Raw genomic sequence first — 15,684 nt, 5'->3', positions numbered from 1 at the left:
CCGTGGACATATGAGTCACTCAGTCGAACTAACGGACATACGAAAGACCTTCCCTGGGGTCGTCGCCAACGACGATGTCAGTCTGAGCGTCGGTGACGGCGATATCCACGTCATTCTCGGGGAAAACGGCGCGGGAAAATCCACGTTGATGAACGTTCTGTACGGGCTGTATCAGCCCGATAGCGGAACGATCCGGATCAACGGCGAAGAGAAACGTTTCGACTCCCCACAGGACGCGATCGACGAGGGCATCGGGATGATCCACCAGCACTTCAAACTGGTCGGCCCGATGACGGTAACCGAGAACATCGTTCTCGGCTCCGAACCGACAGACTCCTTCGGGATCGGCGTCGACATGAAGACCGCCAGACGAGAGGTACGGGAGATCAGCGAGCGGTACGGGTTCGACATAGACCCCGACGCCGTCGTCGAGGATGTGAGCGTCGGCGTCAGACAGCGCGTGGAGATCCTGAAGGCGCTGTATCGGGGCGCGGACATTCTCATCCTCGACGAGCCGACGGCCGTGCTCACGCCCGACGAGATCGAGTCGCTGTTTGAGGTGTTCGAGGAGCTGATCGACCAAGGCAAAACTATCATCTTCATCACGCACAAACTCGACGAGGCGATGACTGTCGCCGACGACATCACGGTGTTGCGTGAGGGTCGAAACGTCACGACTCTCCCGGTCGAGGAGGCGACGAACAATCACCTCGCGGAGCTGATGGTCGGGGACGAGGTTCTGCTCGAACTGAACCGCGAGCCGCATCCGAAAGGTGACGTACTGCTCACCGTGGACGACCTTCAGGTGGCAAACGACGACACGACGCTGGTCGAGGGCGTCGACCTGACCGTCCGAGAGGGCGAAACGCTCGGCATCGCCGGCGTCGACGGGAACGGACAGTCGGAGTTGTCGGACGCGATCGCAGGTCTGCTCGACGCCGACGGCGGATCGGTTACGTTCGACGGCGAGGACGTCACCGACTGGGACCGCAAGCGACTGAACGACGCCGGACTCGCGTACATCCCGCCGGACCGGCAGGAACAGGGGCTCGTGATGAACTTCGACCACGGCGAGAACGTCATCCTGGGCGAACAACACACCTTCCCGATCGGACGCCGGATGCGGGACGACGAACTGGCCGAGAAGATAATCGAGGAGTACGACGTTCGGACCTCAGGCACGGGAGCGCCCGCGAAGTCGCTTTCCGGCGGAAATCAACAGAAGCTGCTCGTCGGCCGGGAGCTCGAGCGGGACCCGAAACTGGTCATCGCGAGTAACCCGACGCGGGGGCTCGACGTCGGGAGCATCGAGTTCATTCACGAGCAACTGCTCTCCGTCAGACGCGACGACAGGGCCGTGCTGCTCATCTCCTCGAAACTGGACGAACTCCAGCAGCTCTCGGACCGGATCGCAGTGATGTACGAAGGGGAGATCATCGACACGGTCGACCCCGAAACCGTGACCGAACGCGAACTGGGACTACTGATGGCTGGACAGGAACTAACGGACGTTTCCCCGAACTCCGATCGCGGAGAGGGAACGTCACAGACAGCGGGTATCGACGGTGAGAGCGAATGAGCGACGCCGGACCGAAACTCCCCGACAGAGCGAAACGGATCCTCGGCCGTCTCGTCGACGCGTCGGCTAGAGAGCGAATCCTCATCAGCTTCGCCTCGCTCGCTCTGGCGCTCGTCGTCGGTGCGATCCTGCTTCTCGCGTCGGGTGCGTTCGCGACGTGTGGCTCGCCGTTTCTCGTGTTCGGCGGGATCGAGTTCTGTTACAACCCCATCGAGGTGTATCGGGTGATGTTGAACGGCGCGATCGGTTCGCCGTACAGCATCGGCTTGACGCTCCGGGAGACCACGCTGTTGATCCTGGCCGGCGTAGCGGTCGCCGTGACATTCCAGGCCGGCATCTTCAACATCGGGACGCAGGGCCAGTTCGTCGTCGGCGGCCTGGCGGGTGCGGCACTCGTGCAGTACACGGCCGATATACTTCCGGCCAACGCCATCGGCGGGATCCTGCTGTTCGTCCTCGGTCTCGCCGCCGCGGGAGTTGCCGGTGCGCTGTACGGTGCGCTCCCCGGCGTCTTGCTTGCCTACTACGACGCCAACGAGGTCATCACGACGATCATGTTGAACTTCATCGCGACCGCAGTCGCGTTCACGACCGTCAGGTCGTTCCTTCGAGAGGGGGCTGCCGTCCAGACGGCACTGGTCCCGGACTACGCCGTCCCGCCCAGTATCGTCTTCCCGGAGGCGTCCTCGTTTTCGGTGCTCATCTTCATCCCGACGCTGCTTATCGCGTTCGGCGCGCACTACATGTTGAAAAACTCCCCGCTGGGATACAACATCCGTCTAAGCGGGGAACAGCCCGCTGCGGCGAAGTACAGCGGTGTCGACGCCAAAGGCGTGATCGTCCGGACGTTCACCCTGTCGGGACTCATCGGCGGTCTTACGGGCGGCGTGTTCGTCTTCATGGTACTCGGCTACTGGCAGCCGAGCGTTCCGCAGGTCGGATTCGACGGCATCACCGTCTCGGTGCTGGCGGCGAACAACCCACTCGGTGTCATTCCGGCGGCAGCGCTGTTCGGCGTCATCAAAAGCGGCGCGATAGCGCTCGACCTGCAACTCGGCGTGCCGCGCCAGCTAGCCGGCGTTCTGCGAGGCATCATCATCCTGTTCGTGGCGATGCCCGAGTTCATGCGCATGATCGGGCGAAAGTTCGGACTCGGAGAGACCTCGGCGACTCCAGCGCAGGAGAGGGTAACGGAGGAAAACGATGATTGAGAACACCCGATTAACCCGTCGGCGCATCGGCCTGCTAGTGATCGCTGCAGTCGTGGTTCTGGGCGTGGTCGCGTCACCGTACAGGACCGATATCCGGGACCTCTTCACCGTCGGCTTCTTCAACACCGCGCTTACGCTTGCCGTCCCGATCACGCTCGCGGGGGTCGGCGGCCTCTACTCCGAGAAAAGCGGCGTCATCAACATCGGTATCGAGGGGCTCTTGATCGCGGCCGCGTTCACGAGCGTTCTCGTCACTGGGACGACCGTGAGTACGGTCGGCGCGGATAACGCGGTGTGGCTCGGGTTGCTGGCCGCAGTCGTCGTGAGTACGCTCGGCGCGCTGCTGTTCGGCGTTATCTGCATCAGATACAAAGCCGACCAGATCATCGCGGGGCTGGCCATCTGGTTCGTGTTCCTCGGCCTCGCACCGTTCTTCAGCCGCGTCTACTGGGGTCAGATCAACAGTCCGACCGTGGCGACGTTCGACCAGATAGCGATCCCGGTCCTCTCGGAGATCCCCTGGCTCGGTACGTTGCTGTTCACCAACTATCCCACCACGTATCTGATGTTGATCATCGTCCCGGTCGCGTGGTACGTGCTGAAGTTTACCTCGTTCGGGATGTGGGTCCGTGCGAGCGGCGAACACCCGGAGGCGCTCGACACCGCCGGCATCAGCGTAAACCGGGTCAGATACGCGAGCATCATGATCTCGGGAGCGCTCTCGGGTATCGGCGGTGCGGCCATGACGCTCTCGACCGTCGGCCAGTTCATCGGGCAGGGCCAGACCATTGTCAACGGTCGCGGCTTCATCGGTATCGTCGCGTACCTCATGGGGAACTACAACCCGATCGGAACGTTCGGGGCGGCGGCGCTGTTCGCCGGACTCGACGCGCTGCAGGTCCGCCTCCAGCAGATCGGCTTCGACATCGCACCGGAACTGTTCGGAGCGATCCCCTACATGGCCGTCATCGTCGTGCTCGTCTTCTTCGGCTACACGCGGATCCCCGACCGCGCCGGGGAGAACTACGAAAGCGGCGACGACTAGCGGACCTCGGCCCGCGTGCTGCCGTTTCGTCTTTCTCCGCCGAACTACCGCTTCCGTCTGCCTCTCGATCGAACGAACGACGGCGGCGCGACAAATCTGTCCTCCGCGGATCGACATCCTCGTTTCGGTGCCCAATCGAGCGCGGAGCGAGCCGTCTCGGTCGAGAACGACGACTCGTCGCTCTCGAGGAAAACGGAATAGTCTGTTACACCGCAACGCTTGAAACGCGTTGACGCCGGCGCTATCCGGAGAGAGAGACGACTGTCGCACCGACGATGATCATTACGGTCGAGACGACGATGAGCGGGGTTACCTCCTCCAGTTTCGAGGAGAGAAAGACAGAGGAGAGCCCGACGACGATGAGCGGTGACGTCTGAATGAGTGGGACTGCGATGACGACTGGTGCCGTTTCGAGCGCCGAGAACGCGGCGACGAGGCCGAGCGTGGTCGCAACGCCGGCACCGAGATACCACTTGGCGTACGGTTCGCGGGCTATCGAGGGGGAGGGGAGCCCCGACGTGACGCCGGTGTACACCGCGAAGCCGGCAAAGGCTGTGGTGACGACTATCGCGGATCCGGGAAGGATCGACCCGCCCTCTGCGAGGGCGATGGAGACGAAGATCGGTTCGATGCCGAGAAACACTGCCGCGAGGATCGGGAGCGTCATCAACAGTGCCAGGTCACGGCGTGAAACCTCGAGCGCCATGCTCTCCTCGGTCTGGTAGGAGATGACGGCGATCCCCGCGACGATCAGGACGACGCCGACCAGGTGGAACGGTGTCAGCGATTCGCCAAGGACGAGAACGGCAAGGAGCGTCGCGAACAGCGCGTTCGCCGAGACGATGGGCGACGTTCGGTTCGCGCCGATACGCTGGATGCTACTGAACGAGAAGATGCGAGCGAACAGCGATCCGCTCAACCCCGCAGCGGCGAACGCGGCTATCGCCTCGGTCGACATCGCCGAGATGTCGTACAAAAGCACCGCCGGCGGGATGAGCAAGACGACGTTGCTGAGCAGGGTCACGAAGACGACGTCCGTGACCGAACCCTTCTGCGTTCCCAGTCGAACGAACAGGTACTGGAACGCGAACATGAGCGATGCGACCGTCGCAAGGATGGTTCCGAGGAGGGCGTCGGAGAGTTGCAGCATCTAGTACATGATTTCGCTTTAGCAGGCACATAAGACCACGTTTTCCGGAGCCAACCGCCTGGTTCGGTGCCGGGGTTACAACAGACCCTATCAGTATTTCGCGACCGAGTCGAGGAGGAGGTCGACGAACGCCTCGCGGTCGATGTCGACGCCGACGGACGCGTTCGGCTCGGCGTCGAGAACGCCGTACCGGTCACAGACGGTACGGCCGACTGTGTGTTCGCCGTCCGTCTCCACCGCGACGTGCATCGGCTCCGTTTCGATGACATCTCTGTCCATCACTTCTGCGACTGCACACGCGTCGTGGATGGGAACGCCCTCCCAGCCGAACCGGTCCTCGTGGAACCGGAGGAAGAAGTCGAGCCACTCCGCGACGGTTTCACCGACATCGGAGCCGAGTTGCCGGAAACGGTCGAAGGTCTCGGCGCGCACCCGCGCAGCGCGCGTCACGTCGAGACCGATCATGGTGACGGGGACGTCCGACCGAAAGACGATGTCAGCGGCCTCCGGGTCGACCAGGATGTTGTACTCCGCCGCCGGCGTGTAGTTCCCCGTTCCTACAGCTCCGCCCATCAACACTATCTCGTCGAGGTGTGATTCGACCTCAGGATGGCGTTTGAGCAGCATGCCGACGTTGGTGAGGGGGCCGGTCGGCACCAGCGTGACGCTCCCGGCCTGCTCGGCCGTCCTCGCGATGAGGTCGACGCCGTCCTCGTCGACTGTGTCTACCGTCGGTTCGGGGAGGGCGGGCCCGTCGAGGCCGGACTCGCCGTGGACGTCGTCCGCGACCATCAGGTCACGTACCATCGGTTCGGCCATGCCGCTCGCAACCGGAACGTCCGTACGGTCCGCGAGTGTCAACACCTGTCTTGCGTTCCGCGTAGTCTTCGACAGCGTCTGGTTCCCCGCGACGGTCGTGATCGCGCGAACCGACAGTTCGGGCGCAGTCAGCGCGAGCAGCGTCGCGATCGCGTCATCGTGACCGGGATCGCAGTCCAGAATGATGTCCGTCGTCATCTGTATAGTACTCGTCTTCCTGTTGACCGGAGAGAACTAATAGCATTGGGTAACTGAAGGTATCGCGTGTAGTTTCACGAACTCGACTAAACGATAGGTTCAGGTACGAGTCAGTCGCTTTCGGAGAACGAGACTACTGCTGTGCTAGTCGGGCAAATCTCGAATTTTACATCTGGAGCGACCGAAACCCGCTCCGCTCGCTATGTAAAACCATACAGGACCGCACCAGATTGCACCGTACCATTACTGCCTAATATGAACGATAACATAGGATATTCACTAACTATAAAAATAATGGTAGCTATTTATGGTCGTTTTCGACAGATATATTACTTATAATCCACCTCTATTAGCGACTGTAGAACAAGTATAAGGGATATCATAGTATGTGGAAGCAACACCACACGACGATACTGGAGAGCGAGCGGTTGCTACACGGTAGGACATATCGTGGAGTCTCGCGAGCGTATCGCTACCCCTCGTCGCTGAACACGTCCGACCCGATGTCGGAGAGTTCGCTCGCCTCGATGTGCGAGTACATCTCCGACGTCGTCGACGGGTCGGCGTGGCGAAGCGCCCGCTGGGCCGCCGAGTGTCCGGCTTCACGGTAGTACATCTCGCCCGCGCCGCGACGGCCGCCGTGCAGCGTCAGGTAGTCCTTCGGATCGTCGCTGGTGTCGACCCCCACTGCGTCGCTCAGCCGCTTGAACAGGCGTCTGCCGCCCGACGTTGACAGTGCAGGGGGCGTGCAGTCGAACTCGCGTATCGCGGCGAGCGGGTCATCGAACGAGTCCAGACGGTCGTCGATATCGTCTTCGCTATGGCCCCGATTCCGCAGTTCGTCCCGTGATTCGTTCCAGAGGCTCGGGCTGTGAAACGTCGGAAACAGCGGCCAGTCGTCGTCGGGGTCGAGAACCTGTCGCCATCGTCGGATCGCCGGAAGCGGCTTATCGGTGAGCGGTGCTTGCTCGTCGTTTTGGCTCTTGCCGAGCACCTCGATGGTACCCGCTTCCAGATTCAGATCCGCCCACGTCGCACCGTTACGCCCGTCGCGGTCGTCGTCGCTTTTCGATAGTACCTCGGCTCCTCGGACCCCGGAGTAACCGATCAGGTACGCGAGCGCGCGGTCTCGGACCGGCGCGAGCGCGTCGTGTCCGTCTGCGTCTATCGCCTCGTGTGCTCGCTCGTCAAGATGGCGGAGGAGCCTCTGTCGCTGTTCCGGACTCCAGAACTGCTGGTTCCCGGACGACCGCGACGGCCGGTCGGGCATCGCGTCGATGACTCTCGGGCCGTCGGCGGGGTTTTCTTCGATCTCTCGCCACGTCTCACACCAGCCGAGGTACGTTCGGACGGTGTTGAAGTACGTCCACGCGGTCGCCCGAGTGATCCCCCCGTCTGAATCCCCGTCGTTCGCTTTGACGCGGCGTGAGAGATACTTCGTCCACCGTGCGAGGGTCTGTTCGTCTACGTCTTCCAGGTACCTGATGTCGCGTTCTTCCATCCAATCGACCCACGTGGGCAGGACCCGTTCGAGCTGGGCGGCGTACGACCCGGACCGCGACCCGTCCTCGTGAATCGCGGTCGCTTTGTCGTCGAGAAAGTCTTCCAGCGGATCGGCGAGCGCGGTTTCACTGCGTTCCTCCGGCATCTCGGTCTGGCGTGGGTCCATCGTCTAGTACCTGTCAGCGTCACCGTACTAGAATGTACTGCTGTTTTACTCCTAAACGTGAGTGGGAATGGTGTGCTATCCGATAGCTCTGTTTGGGTTCTATGATAATTATCTATATATACTACGAATAACGATATATGTGGCACAGAATGCAGAGTGACTGATGCAATTTATCTGGGACCGACGCGACCGGTCTATCCTATCCGGCTGCAATGACCCGGATGCTTAGAGCGGTTTCCAGGTCCGGGGCGAGTCGTTGAGGCGTTCACAGCCGTTCTCAGTCACCCTTACCAGGTCCTCGATCCGAACGCCGAACTCGTCGTTGAAGTAGATCCCCGGTTCGATGCTGAACACCATACCCGGTTCAAGTTCCCGGTTATTACCGGCGACGATGTACGGCGCTTCGTGGACATCTAGCCCGACGCCGTGGCCGGTACGATGTGTGAACCATTCCCCGTAGCCGGCTTCTTCGATGACGCTACGAACTGTTCTATCGACTTCAGCCGCAGTGATACCCGGTTCGACGACGTCTACACCCGCGTCGAGCGCTGCATGGACAGTGGCGTGAACGGTTTCGAACTCGTCCGGGGGCTCTCCGTCGAATACGACAGTTCTCGTCTGATCGCCGGGGTAGCGATCGACAGTCGTTCCGAAATCGAGTACGACCGGGTCACCGCTCCGAATCTCGCGGTCGCTGCTGCGATGATGCGGGCGTGCCCCGTTCGGGCCCGACCCGACGATGGTAGCAAAGGCCGGGCCGGTCCCTCCCTCTGTCAATCGCCGATTGATATCTTCTACGAGTGCCGACTCGGTCATCCCGATAACCTCGTCTCCTAGGGAACGGATCTCCCTGCTCACCTCATCTGACGCGGATGCGGCAGAGCTCAACGAGTCCAGTTCGTCATCGTCCTTGATCATGCGCAGGTCGTCCAGCACGAGCGTGGCACGTTCGAATTCCGTTTCGGGGAGTTTAGACTGTAGGTCGAGCAGGAACTTCGCCCACAGCGATTCATTGACCAGCACGTCCCCCTCCTTAACGTTGTGACGGCTGAGAGTCGAGTCGATGATCGAATCCGGCCCTGTCGTATCGTCCCAGGTTCGGATATCCTCTACCCAGCTTGCGGTGTTTATCTGCTCATAGTACATTTCCGGAGCGATAAACGTCGGGTTGCCCTCGTCCGGAAGCACAAACAGGAGATGGCGCTCGCTCGGTTCGTCATCGAACCCCGTTAAATAGTACATGTTCGAACCCGGTCCTATCACCAGCGCGTCTGCTTCCCGCCGGCGCAACTCCGCTTGGCAACGTGACGTTCGGCGTTCGAAAACTGATCCCATACCCCCTATTCAGTGGGTGGCCATATTTAAGTCCCCATATTACGCCTGGGAATAACTCGGACTGGGTGTTCCTTTCTCCGGAACTCTCTTCGTTCATTGTCGCACGGCCATTCACTCGCGACTACCGTATCGGAGTGCGGGTTTCACAATACAGTCCGACAGCAATAATCCCCTGTTCCATAACTATATTACACGATAGGAGCAAAGAGGTATCAAATCGCCATGAGCAAAAAAGATCCAACTATCCTTGAAACCCCTGAAAACTCGTTTCAGATAGTCGAATCACTCAAGGAATTAGACGGTGCAAATCTAACTGAGATCGCGAGACATACCGGCTTAGCGAAAAGTACCGTCCACGACCACCTCTCTACCCTTCAGTATCACAACTACGTCGTGAAAGAAGACGACGAATACAACGTCGGGCTCGGGTTTTTCGAGATCGGTGAATACGCTCGACGACGTCTGAAAGTGTATCAGACCGCCCGTCCCGAGATCAAAGAACTAGCGAAAGAGACGGGTGAACTGGCGAACCTCATGGTCGAAGAGCACGGCAGAGGCGTCTATCTCCACCGAGAACGCGGGGATAACGCTGTCACGTTGGACACGTACACTGGAAAGAGACGATACTTACACCGTACCGCTCTCGGGAAGGCTATTCTCGCACACCTCCCCGAGGATCGGGTTAACGAAATACTGGACCAGCACGGGCTCCCGCAAGCGACTGAGAACACTATCACCGACCGAGAGAAACTCTTCGACGAGTTAGAGAAGATACGAGACGAAGACATCGCATACTGCCGCCAGGAGAGAGTGAACGGACTGAAGTGCGTTGCCGCCCCGTTTCTGAGTTCGAACAACGAGGTACTCGGTGCGATAAGCGTCGCAGCTCCGACGACACGGATGAAAGGGGAGCGGTTCGAGGAGGAGATCCCGGAACTCGTTCTTCAGGCAGCGAACGTTATCGAGATAAACGTAACGTATTCCTGATAACCCTCTACGCCCTCCCGTTATTCCGGTCACAGTTGAACTCTTCAGGTATTCTTTCAGTTGTTCTCTGAACAGTATCGTCTACCTCTCCCGGACTCTGCGTAACATCCGGAAACGAGAGTAGCCCTTTCCACACGACATGAGTTGAACCCGTTTACGTGCTTGCTCTGCTCCCGGTTCCGAATAACCGAACAGATCGTTGCTTTGCGGTCTCGTTCACCACTTCCTTTACGGACATAGGTGTGTAACGCATATCGGCTTCCGCTTCGGGCCGTCCTTCCCTACAGTCTGATATCGCCGGTGTAGCGGGCCTTGGTTGGAAATCGCAAGTATTCTCTTCTCGGGAACCGAAGTTCGAGAACGTCCGTAACGTGGGCTGATTAACCGATAGCTCCCACGTACCGGAAGAATCCCGTGGATCCAGCTAACTGGCCTGCTGTACACATTTCCTCGAAAACCAACGCTTGCGCCAAAGCCGTCCTCGGTGGAACTACTGACAGTATTCCGCTCTACGGAAACCACGGCCGTACCCCGTGTTCAGACACAAAGAAACGAGCGCCCCTCCTGCCGACTGCACGTGATCGTGTACTGGTCTACTGACGTATTGGGGTAATTTTATACATGTGTAAAATGAGAGTCGACTATGCTCGGTCAACAGACTGCAGCGGACAGAATGGACCATATCCCGTTTTCGGGCATCCGAGAGATCTTCGAAGAGTGCGACCGCCTCGAGGCTGCTGGTGAAGACGTTGTCCATCTCGAGATAGGCCGTCCCGATTTCGACACCCCGAAACCGATCAAGGATGCGGCCGTTTCGGCGCTCGACTCGGGTCACGTCCACTACACGTCCAACTACGGGATCAGCGAACTTCGAGAGACGGTCGCGGCGAAGTTCGACCGCGATAACGACATCGCATACGACCCGGACCAGGAAGTGATCGTAACGACGGGGGCCACAGAAGCGATCCTCGTGAGCGTCTTCGCGTTCGTCGGCCAGGGGGACGAAGTACTCGTTCCGAACCCGAGTTGGACGTATGCGCCCAGTGTTCGGATGGCCGGTGGGACACCTGTTTCCTATAGCCTCGACCCCGAGACCGGGTTCCAGCCCGACCTAAGCGAACTCCGCGAAAACGTCTCTGACCGAACCGAGCTTCTAATCGTTAACAGTCCGCAGAATCCGACGGGTGGCGTCGTCGACGAGGACCGGATCGACGCCCTGGCTGAGTTCGCCGTCGAGAACGACCTCGTCGTCCTGTCCGACGAAATCTACGAGAAGATCCTCTACGACGATTCGGAACACCACAGCTTAGCCGCGCATCCCGAGCTATACGACAGAACGATCTCCGTTAACGGCGTTTCCAAAGCCTATTCGATGACCGGATGGCGACTCGGATACCTCGGAGCGCCGGAGGAGCTTATCGATCCCATCATTCGAGTCCGACAGTATACGACGACTTGCGCGCCATCGCTCTCGCAACACGCGGCCGTTCGCGCCATCGGGAGCGGCCTCCACGAACCGATGGTGGAGGCGTTTGCCGACCGCCGTGACCGTCTCCTCGAACGTCTGGACCGGATTCCCGGGATGGACTGTCCCGTCCCCAGCGGCGCGTTCTACGCGTTCCCGACGCTCCCTGAGGGGTACGAGGACGAGAACGAATTCGTCTGGTCGCTCCTCCGAGAGAAAAACGTGGCAATGGTGCCCGGGTCCGTGTTCGGATCGAACGGCAACGGACGGCTCCGTATCGCGTACTCGAACTCGGTCGAGCGGATCGACGAGGCGTTCGACCGCATCGAGGCGTGGTTGGCTGACGAGTAAACGACTCGTTCCGGACTGCTCCGGTGCGGTTCAGAACAACCCGCCCGGGTCGATATTGTGTTCTGTTCCTCCGTTTCGATAGCTGGTTACGGAGCGGTGGCACTAATGCACGTGAGTCCTCTACGCATGACCCAAAATATTATATAACTAGTCGCCAATTCTACATACGCGACCAATGAAGCCTGTTAACTTCGACAACGCCGAAACGTATGAGCCCGATGATGGATGGCGGCGAGTTTCGCTTGCTGGTAGCGACCAGTTCACGTTTGAGTGGTTTGAGAAGCCACCGGGGCATTCCTCACCCATGCACGACCACGAAAACGAACAGGTCTGTCTCGTTCTAGAGGGTGAACTCACCATTTTCACCGAGAACGACGACGTTACGCTCTCACGGTTCGATTCTGTCCTTCTGGAATCGTGGGAACGTCATCGCGTCGAAAACACCGGGGACGAAACCGCCGTAGCGGTCGACGTCTTTGCTCCCGGGCGCGGATTCGACTTCTGGACCGATCGAGATGACGAGTAGTCGACGAGAGACGATCTGCGAATAGGTATCGAGACGAAAACTCGTCCGGCGGTGAATCACTCGATTAGCCGCATGCCTGTTCATGCGATGGTTTTCACAGACCCACGGAGCCGGATAGTCAACGACCGTGCGATTCTACCGGACGGGACCGTTCCCGGCCCGCCCAGTATTGCCGGCAGTTCGATGGTTCGTTCCGCCCCACTGCCACTGAAAATCTAGATTAGATGATGGCTTCTGTCACCGCTCACACGAAGTAACTACGCGACGGTTTCTCTGCAGGACCGTCCATTTCGTCTGTCCGTTACGTTCAATCTATGACCGTTCCTTCTTCGAGCGTCGATCCGTCATCGAACCGATCTAGCGTCAACATCGAGATGTCGACCATCGACGGCTTTCCGTCGACTATGATTTCAGCTACTAGCTTTCCCGTCGCCGGTGCCTGCATGAACCCGTGTCCCGAAAAGCCGACGGCGTTTACGAACCCGGGTCGGATTTCCTCGATTATCGGATGGTGGTCCGGTGTCACAGCGTACAGCCCCGCCCAGGAATCTCGAATCTCCGACCTCGGTCCGAAATATCCCGCACACTCCGCCGCTTGTTCGATCACCTGTGCAGACCAGTCGAGCGAGACACGCTGTGAGAAGTCGTCCGGATCCATCTCGGGATCCGTCTCGTCGAAATGTCCGCCCGCGACGACGTTGCCGTTTCGCTCCGGCCGGAAGTGAACGCTCCTATCGGCGTCGATCGTAAACGGAACTGAATCCGGTACCGAAGTTTCCGGGTCGAGGATAACTAACTGCCGCCGACGGGGCGAAACGGGAAGTGAAACGTTTGCCATTTCCGCTATCCGGGCCGCCCAGGGGCCTGCCGCGTTGACTACGTAATCGGCCGTGATCGTCGTCTCCTCCGTCTTGACACCGGTGACTCTCCCGTTTTCCTGCAGGACGTCCGTTACCTCTTCTTTCGTTCGGATATCTACGCCCTCATCGCTCGCAGCGGTGGCGAACCCCTGTAGTCCCAGATGAGGGTCCGCGAACCCGTCCGTTGGCGAGTACGCCGCGCCCGCGAAGTCGTCAGCATCCAAAGCCGGACAGATTTCCGCCGCCTCGTCCGGGCTGATGAACTCGCTCTCCACGCCGACCTCGTTCTGCCGTTTCACGTTTTCCCGGAACTGCTCCGCCGTCGCGTCTTCACGGGCGAGAAACAGATATCCGGGTCGCCGATATCTGATGTCGACGCCGAACTCATCTTCGAACGTTTCCCACACCTTGATACTCTCCTGTGAGAGCTTCGCGCTTACCGGAGACGAAAACTGCGCCCGTATCCCGCCGTTTGCTCTGTCCGTGCTTCCGGATCCAAGGTTTGACTTCTCTAGTATCGTTACGTCCGCTCCGCGCTTTGCAAGATAATAGCCGCACGAAACGCCGACTATTCCACCACCTATGATAACAGCATCCATAGTGACGTATTACGAGTCGGTCTATATAACGCTACCTGTTACTTCGGTATGTTGCTTATATTATACTCGGAGCGAACTTTCACGGAAAGGGTGCTAGTTCTTCATATCACAAATATAGTCTTTACTCAGAGAGGAACGAGACCGAGATCAGCGTATATGGTTCTTCGACGGACTGAGCTATTTGTACACACTGACTACTAGGCTATCTAGCCTATTCTCCCGGGGCTCTTTCCTCCTTGCGGAATGTTTGTTCGGTTCGTTGCGCTATCTTCCGAAAAAACAGCCGGATGACTCATTGAACGGCACATATATTACACTAATAGTGCCGTAATATATGAGTTTCTACATCACCGTTCGGAAACTCACGGGACTGGGTTTTGATTCATCATCCACGGCTCAGTCCCTCAGCGTCCCGATTCTCCCAGTAGTTCCGGAGAGAGGAACAAAATCCGTCGCATTGGAAACTGAGATCCCCCGAATTTCTCTTCGAACAGTTCCGAGCTTTTCTCGGTCTCCCATCTGTTTTCACTTCTGCAAGGATAGTCGAATTCCTTCTATAGAGGCACTCAGAGGTCGGAAGAGCGGAGCGCCGACTCTACGCCGGCGTCGTCGTGGACTATATCTGCGACCGCAGTTGCCATCGCCCCGGGGGACGAGTGCTGGAAGACGGACCGACCCATCGAAACCCCTGCGGCACCTGCGTCCATCGCGCCGCGGACGTTGCTCAACATCTCCTCGGTCGATTGCGGGCTCCCACCGGCCATAATGACTGGCACTCCCACTGCCTCGGTGACGGATTCGTAGCTCTCGACGGATCCGCTGTAAGCCGTCTTGACGATATCCGCACCGACCTCTTCCCCGAGGCGAGCCGCGTGAGCCAGGTTCTCGGCGTCGTGTTCGTCGACATCCGGCCCCCGCGCGTAGGTCATGGCAAGCACTGGGAGACCGAACTCGTGTGCGTCCTTCGTCACCGTTGCGAGCTGTTCGATCTGTCTGGGCTCGTAATTGCTGCCGACATTGAGGTGGATCGAGACAGCGTCTGCGCCCGCGCGGACGGCCTCTTTGACGGTTCCTGTGACCCGTTTATCGTTCGGGTCCGGTCCTCGCGTTGTCGAGGCGTTGAGGTGGATGATGTACCCTTTACCGTTTTTGTTCGGATGAACTCGGGGGGCAAGCCCTTTCTGCGTGAGAACACTGTCAGCGCCACCGCGTGTGACCGCGTCGATCGTCTCTTCGATATTTGTAAGCCCGCGTGTCGCTCCGATCGTAATTCCGTGGTCCATCGGGATATTGACGTACTTTCCGTCCCGTCCGATGCGGTCGAGTCGTGCTTTGGTTCCTGTCTGCATGGTCCATATCAGTGTACTACGATGACTAATGCTTTCCGAATCTCGGATTTATCCGGAATGATTAAAGCGTAATGAAGTTTGATACCCGCTCGATCGAATCCTCTCTCCATTCCCTGTCGGATCTGCTCCGTCTGCTCCCGGACGATTTCTCAATCGGCACTGTGTGGCGGGGTGTAATCGCAGTTGCTGCATGTCAAAGAGCGGCCCTGTAGTTCTATACGATCCTCTTCGCACCTCGGGCAAACGAACGACATTGAACGCCAGTATCTCGCCTTACTTGTTAAATCTATCTTTACTTGGGGCATGGTACCGTGTATCTTTTTGTGTCTATCTAACGCCAGTATCGACGACAGGCCCCGCGAAGTGATAAGATTTAAGCGCTCGGTCCTCCGGTGGTTGCACATGACTTACGTAGCCCAGGCGGAGGGCGCGGTCACGCGCGAGACGTTCTGGACGATCAGCGAGGTCGGAGAGGTCCTGTTTTACTACCTCGCGGCGGTCGCGATTCTGGTGTTCCTGTACGGGGTGTACGAGCGGTTCG

The 15,684-nt window shown here is 58.9% G+C and carries 12 protein-coding genes; 6 read left to right on the top strand and 6 right to left on the bottom strand.

The features are described 5' to 3' along the window. Positions 1-10 precede the first annotated feature (10 nt). The 3 genes from EYW42_RS13970 to EYW42_RS13960 are packed head-to-tail and all read left to right on the top strand — an operon-like array spanning position 11 to position 3,835. Positions 11-1,579 carry an ABC transporter ATP-binding protein gene (locus EYW42_RS13970; protein WP_135535912.1) on the top strand — a complete coding sequence of 523 codons (1,569 nt, stop codon included), beginning with the start codon at positions 11-13 and terminating at the stop codon, positions 1,577-1,579. Then, positions 1,576-2,790: an ABC transporter permease gene (locus EYW42_RS13965; protein ID WP_135535911.1), complete on the top strand. Its 1,215-nt coding sequence runs from the start codon at positions 1,576-1,578 to the stop codon at positions 2,788-2,790. The genes EYW42_RS13970 and EYW42_RS13965 overlap by 4 nt, the downstream gene beginning before the upstream one ends. Continuing rightward, on the top strand, positions 2,783-3,835 hold the full coding sequence (locus EYW42_RS13960; RefSeq protein ID WP_135535910.1) for an ABC transporter permease: 1,053 nt from the start codon (positions 2,783-2,785) through the stop codon (positions 3,833-3,835). Before EYW42_RS13965 ends, EYW42_RS13960 begins: the two co-directional genes overlap by 8 nt. A gap of 241 nt (positions 3,836-4,076) precedes the next feature. On the opposite strand, the gene EYW42_RS13955 is transcribed toward EYW42_RS13960, so the two are convergent. The 4 genes from EYW42_RS13955 to EYW42_RS13940 form a co-directional block, all read right to left on the bottom strand. Further along, positions 4,077-4,985, bottom strand: a complete 909-nt coding sequence (locus EYW42_RS13955; RefSeq protein WP_135535909.1) for an EamA family transporter — start codon at positions 4,983-4,985, stop codon at positions 4,077-4,079. A gap of 90 nt (positions 4,986-5,075) precedes the next feature. Then, the gene (locus EYW42_RS13950; RefSeq protein ID WP_135535908.1) at positions 5,076-6,002 is read right to left on the bottom strand and encodes a nucleoside hydrolase; all 927 of its coding nucleotides are present in this window, start codon (positions 6,000-6,002) and stop codon (positions 5,076-5,078) included. Positions 6,003-6,474: 472 nt separating this feature from the next. Further along, positions 6,475-7,671: a tyrosine-type recombinase/integrase gene (locus EYW42_RS13945; RefSeq protein WP_135535907.1), complete on the bottom strand. Its 1,197-nt coding sequence runs from the start codon at positions 7,669-7,671 to the stop codon at positions 6,475-6,477. A 225-nt stretch (positions 7,672-7,896) separates the two neighbouring features. Then, the gene (locus EYW42_RS13940) at positions 7,897-9,006 is read right to left on the bottom strand and encodes a M24 family metallopeptidase (protein ID WP_135535906.1); all 1,110 of its coding nucleotides are present in this window, start codon (positions 9,004-9,006) and stop codon (positions 7,897-7,899) included. 222 nt (positions 9,007-9,228) lie between these two features. Here EYW42_RS13940 and EYW42_RS13935 point away from each other — a divergent pair, with 222 nt between their 5' ends. The 3 genes from EYW42_RS13935 (at position 9,229) to EYW42_RS20365 (ending at position 12,335) form a co-directional block, all read left to right on the top strand. Further along, positions 9,229-9,993 carry an IclR family transcriptional regulator gene (locus tag EYW42_RS13935; RefSeq protein WP_135535905.1) on the top strand — a complete coding sequence of 255 codons (765 nt, stop codon included), beginning with the start codon at positions 9,229-9,231 and terminating at the stop codon, positions 9,991-9,993. 643 nt (positions 9,994-10,636) lie between these two features. Then, a complete protein-coding gene (locus EYW42_RS13930; protein WP_237561339.1) occupies positions 10,637-11,809 on the top strand; it encodes a pyridoxal phosphate-dependent aminotransferase in 1,173 nt (390 codons plus the stop codon). A gap of 175 nt (positions 11,810-11,984) precedes the next feature. Further along, positions 11,985-12,335, top strand: coding sequence for a cupin domain-containing protein (locus EYW42_RS20365; RefSeq protein ID WP_135535904.1), 351 nt, complete (start codon positions 11,985-11,987; stop codon positions 12,333-12,335). 307 nt (positions 12,336-12,642) lie between these two features. Here the strand turns inward: EYW42_RS20365 and EYW42_RS13920 are convergent, their stop codons facing one another. Continuing rightward, positions 12,643-13,794, bottom strand: coding sequence for an NAD(P)/FAD-dependent oxidoreductase (locus EYW42_RS13920; protein ID WP_135535903.1), 1,152 nt, complete (start codon positions 13,792-13,794; stop codon positions 12,643-12,645). Between the two features lie 566 nt (positions 13,795-14,360). Then, the gene (locus tag EYW42_RS13915) at positions 14,361-15,143 is read right to left on the bottom strand and encodes a 2-amino-3,7-dideoxy-D-threo-hept-6-ulosonate synthase (protein ID WP_135535902.1); all 783 of its coding nucleotides are present in this window, start codon (positions 15,141-15,143) and stop codon (positions 14,361-14,363) included. Between the last annotated feature and the right edge of the window lie 541 nt (positions 15,144-15,684).

Source organism: Halostella pelagica (assembly GCF_004762015.1).
Lineage (GTDB): Archaea > Halobacteriota > Halobacteria > Halobacteriales > Natronoarchaeaceae > Halostella > Halostella pelagica.
This window is presented reverse-complemented; position numbering and strand designations above follow the sequence as displayed.

Excerpts from the sequence above, each read along its gene's own strand:
- EYW42_RS13935 (WP_135535905.1), top strand. The coding sequence starts at position 9,229 with ATGAGCAAAAAAGATCCAACTATCCTTGAAACCCCTGAAAACTCGTTT.
- EYW42_RS13965 (WP_135535911.1), top strand. The coding sequence starts at position 1,576 with ATGAGCGACGCCGGACCGAAACTCCCCGACAGAGCGAAACGGATCCTC.
- EYW42_RS13955 (WP_135535909.1), bottom strand. The coding sequence starts at position 4,985 with ATGCTGCAACTCTCCGACGCCCTCCTCGGAACCATCCTTGCGACGGTC.
- EYW42_RS13960 (WP_135535910.1), top strand. The coding sequence starts at position 2,783 with ATGATTGAGAACACCCGATTAACCCGTCGGCGCATCGGCCTGCTAGTG.
- EYW42_RS13930 (WP_237561339.1), top strand. The coding sequence starts at position 10,637 with ATGCTCGGTCAACAGACTGCAGCGGACAGAATGGACCATATCCCGTTT.
- EYW42_RS13920 (WP_135535903.1), bottom strand. The coding sequence starts at position 13,794 with ATGGATGCTGTTATCATAGGTGGTGGAATAGTCGGCGTTTCGTGCGGC.
- EYW42_RS13950 (WP_135535908.1), bottom strand. The coding sequence starts at position 6,002 with ATGACGACGGACATCATTCTGGACTGCGATCCCGGTCACGATGACGCG.
- EYW42_RS20365 (WP_135535904.1), top strand. The coding sequence starts at position 11,985 with ATGAAGCCTGTTAACTTCGACAACGCCGAAACGTATGAGCCCGATGAT.
- EYW42_RS13940 (WP_135535906.1), bottom strand. The coding sequence starts at position 9,006 with ATGGGATCAGTTTTCGAACGCCGAACGTCACGTTGCCAAGCGGAGTTG.
- EYW42_RS13970 (WP_135535912.1), top strand. The coding sequence starts at position 11 with ATGAGTCACTCAGTCGAACTAACGGACATACGAAAGACCTTCCCTGGG.
- EYW42_RS13945 (WP_135535907.1), bottom strand. The coding sequence starts at position 7,671 with ATGGACCCACGCCAGACCGAGATGCCGGAGGAACGCAGTGAAACCGCG.
- EYW42_RS13915 (WP_135535902.1), bottom strand. The coding sequence starts at position 15,143 with ATGCAGACAGGAACCAAAGCACGACTCGACCGCATCGGACGGGACGGA.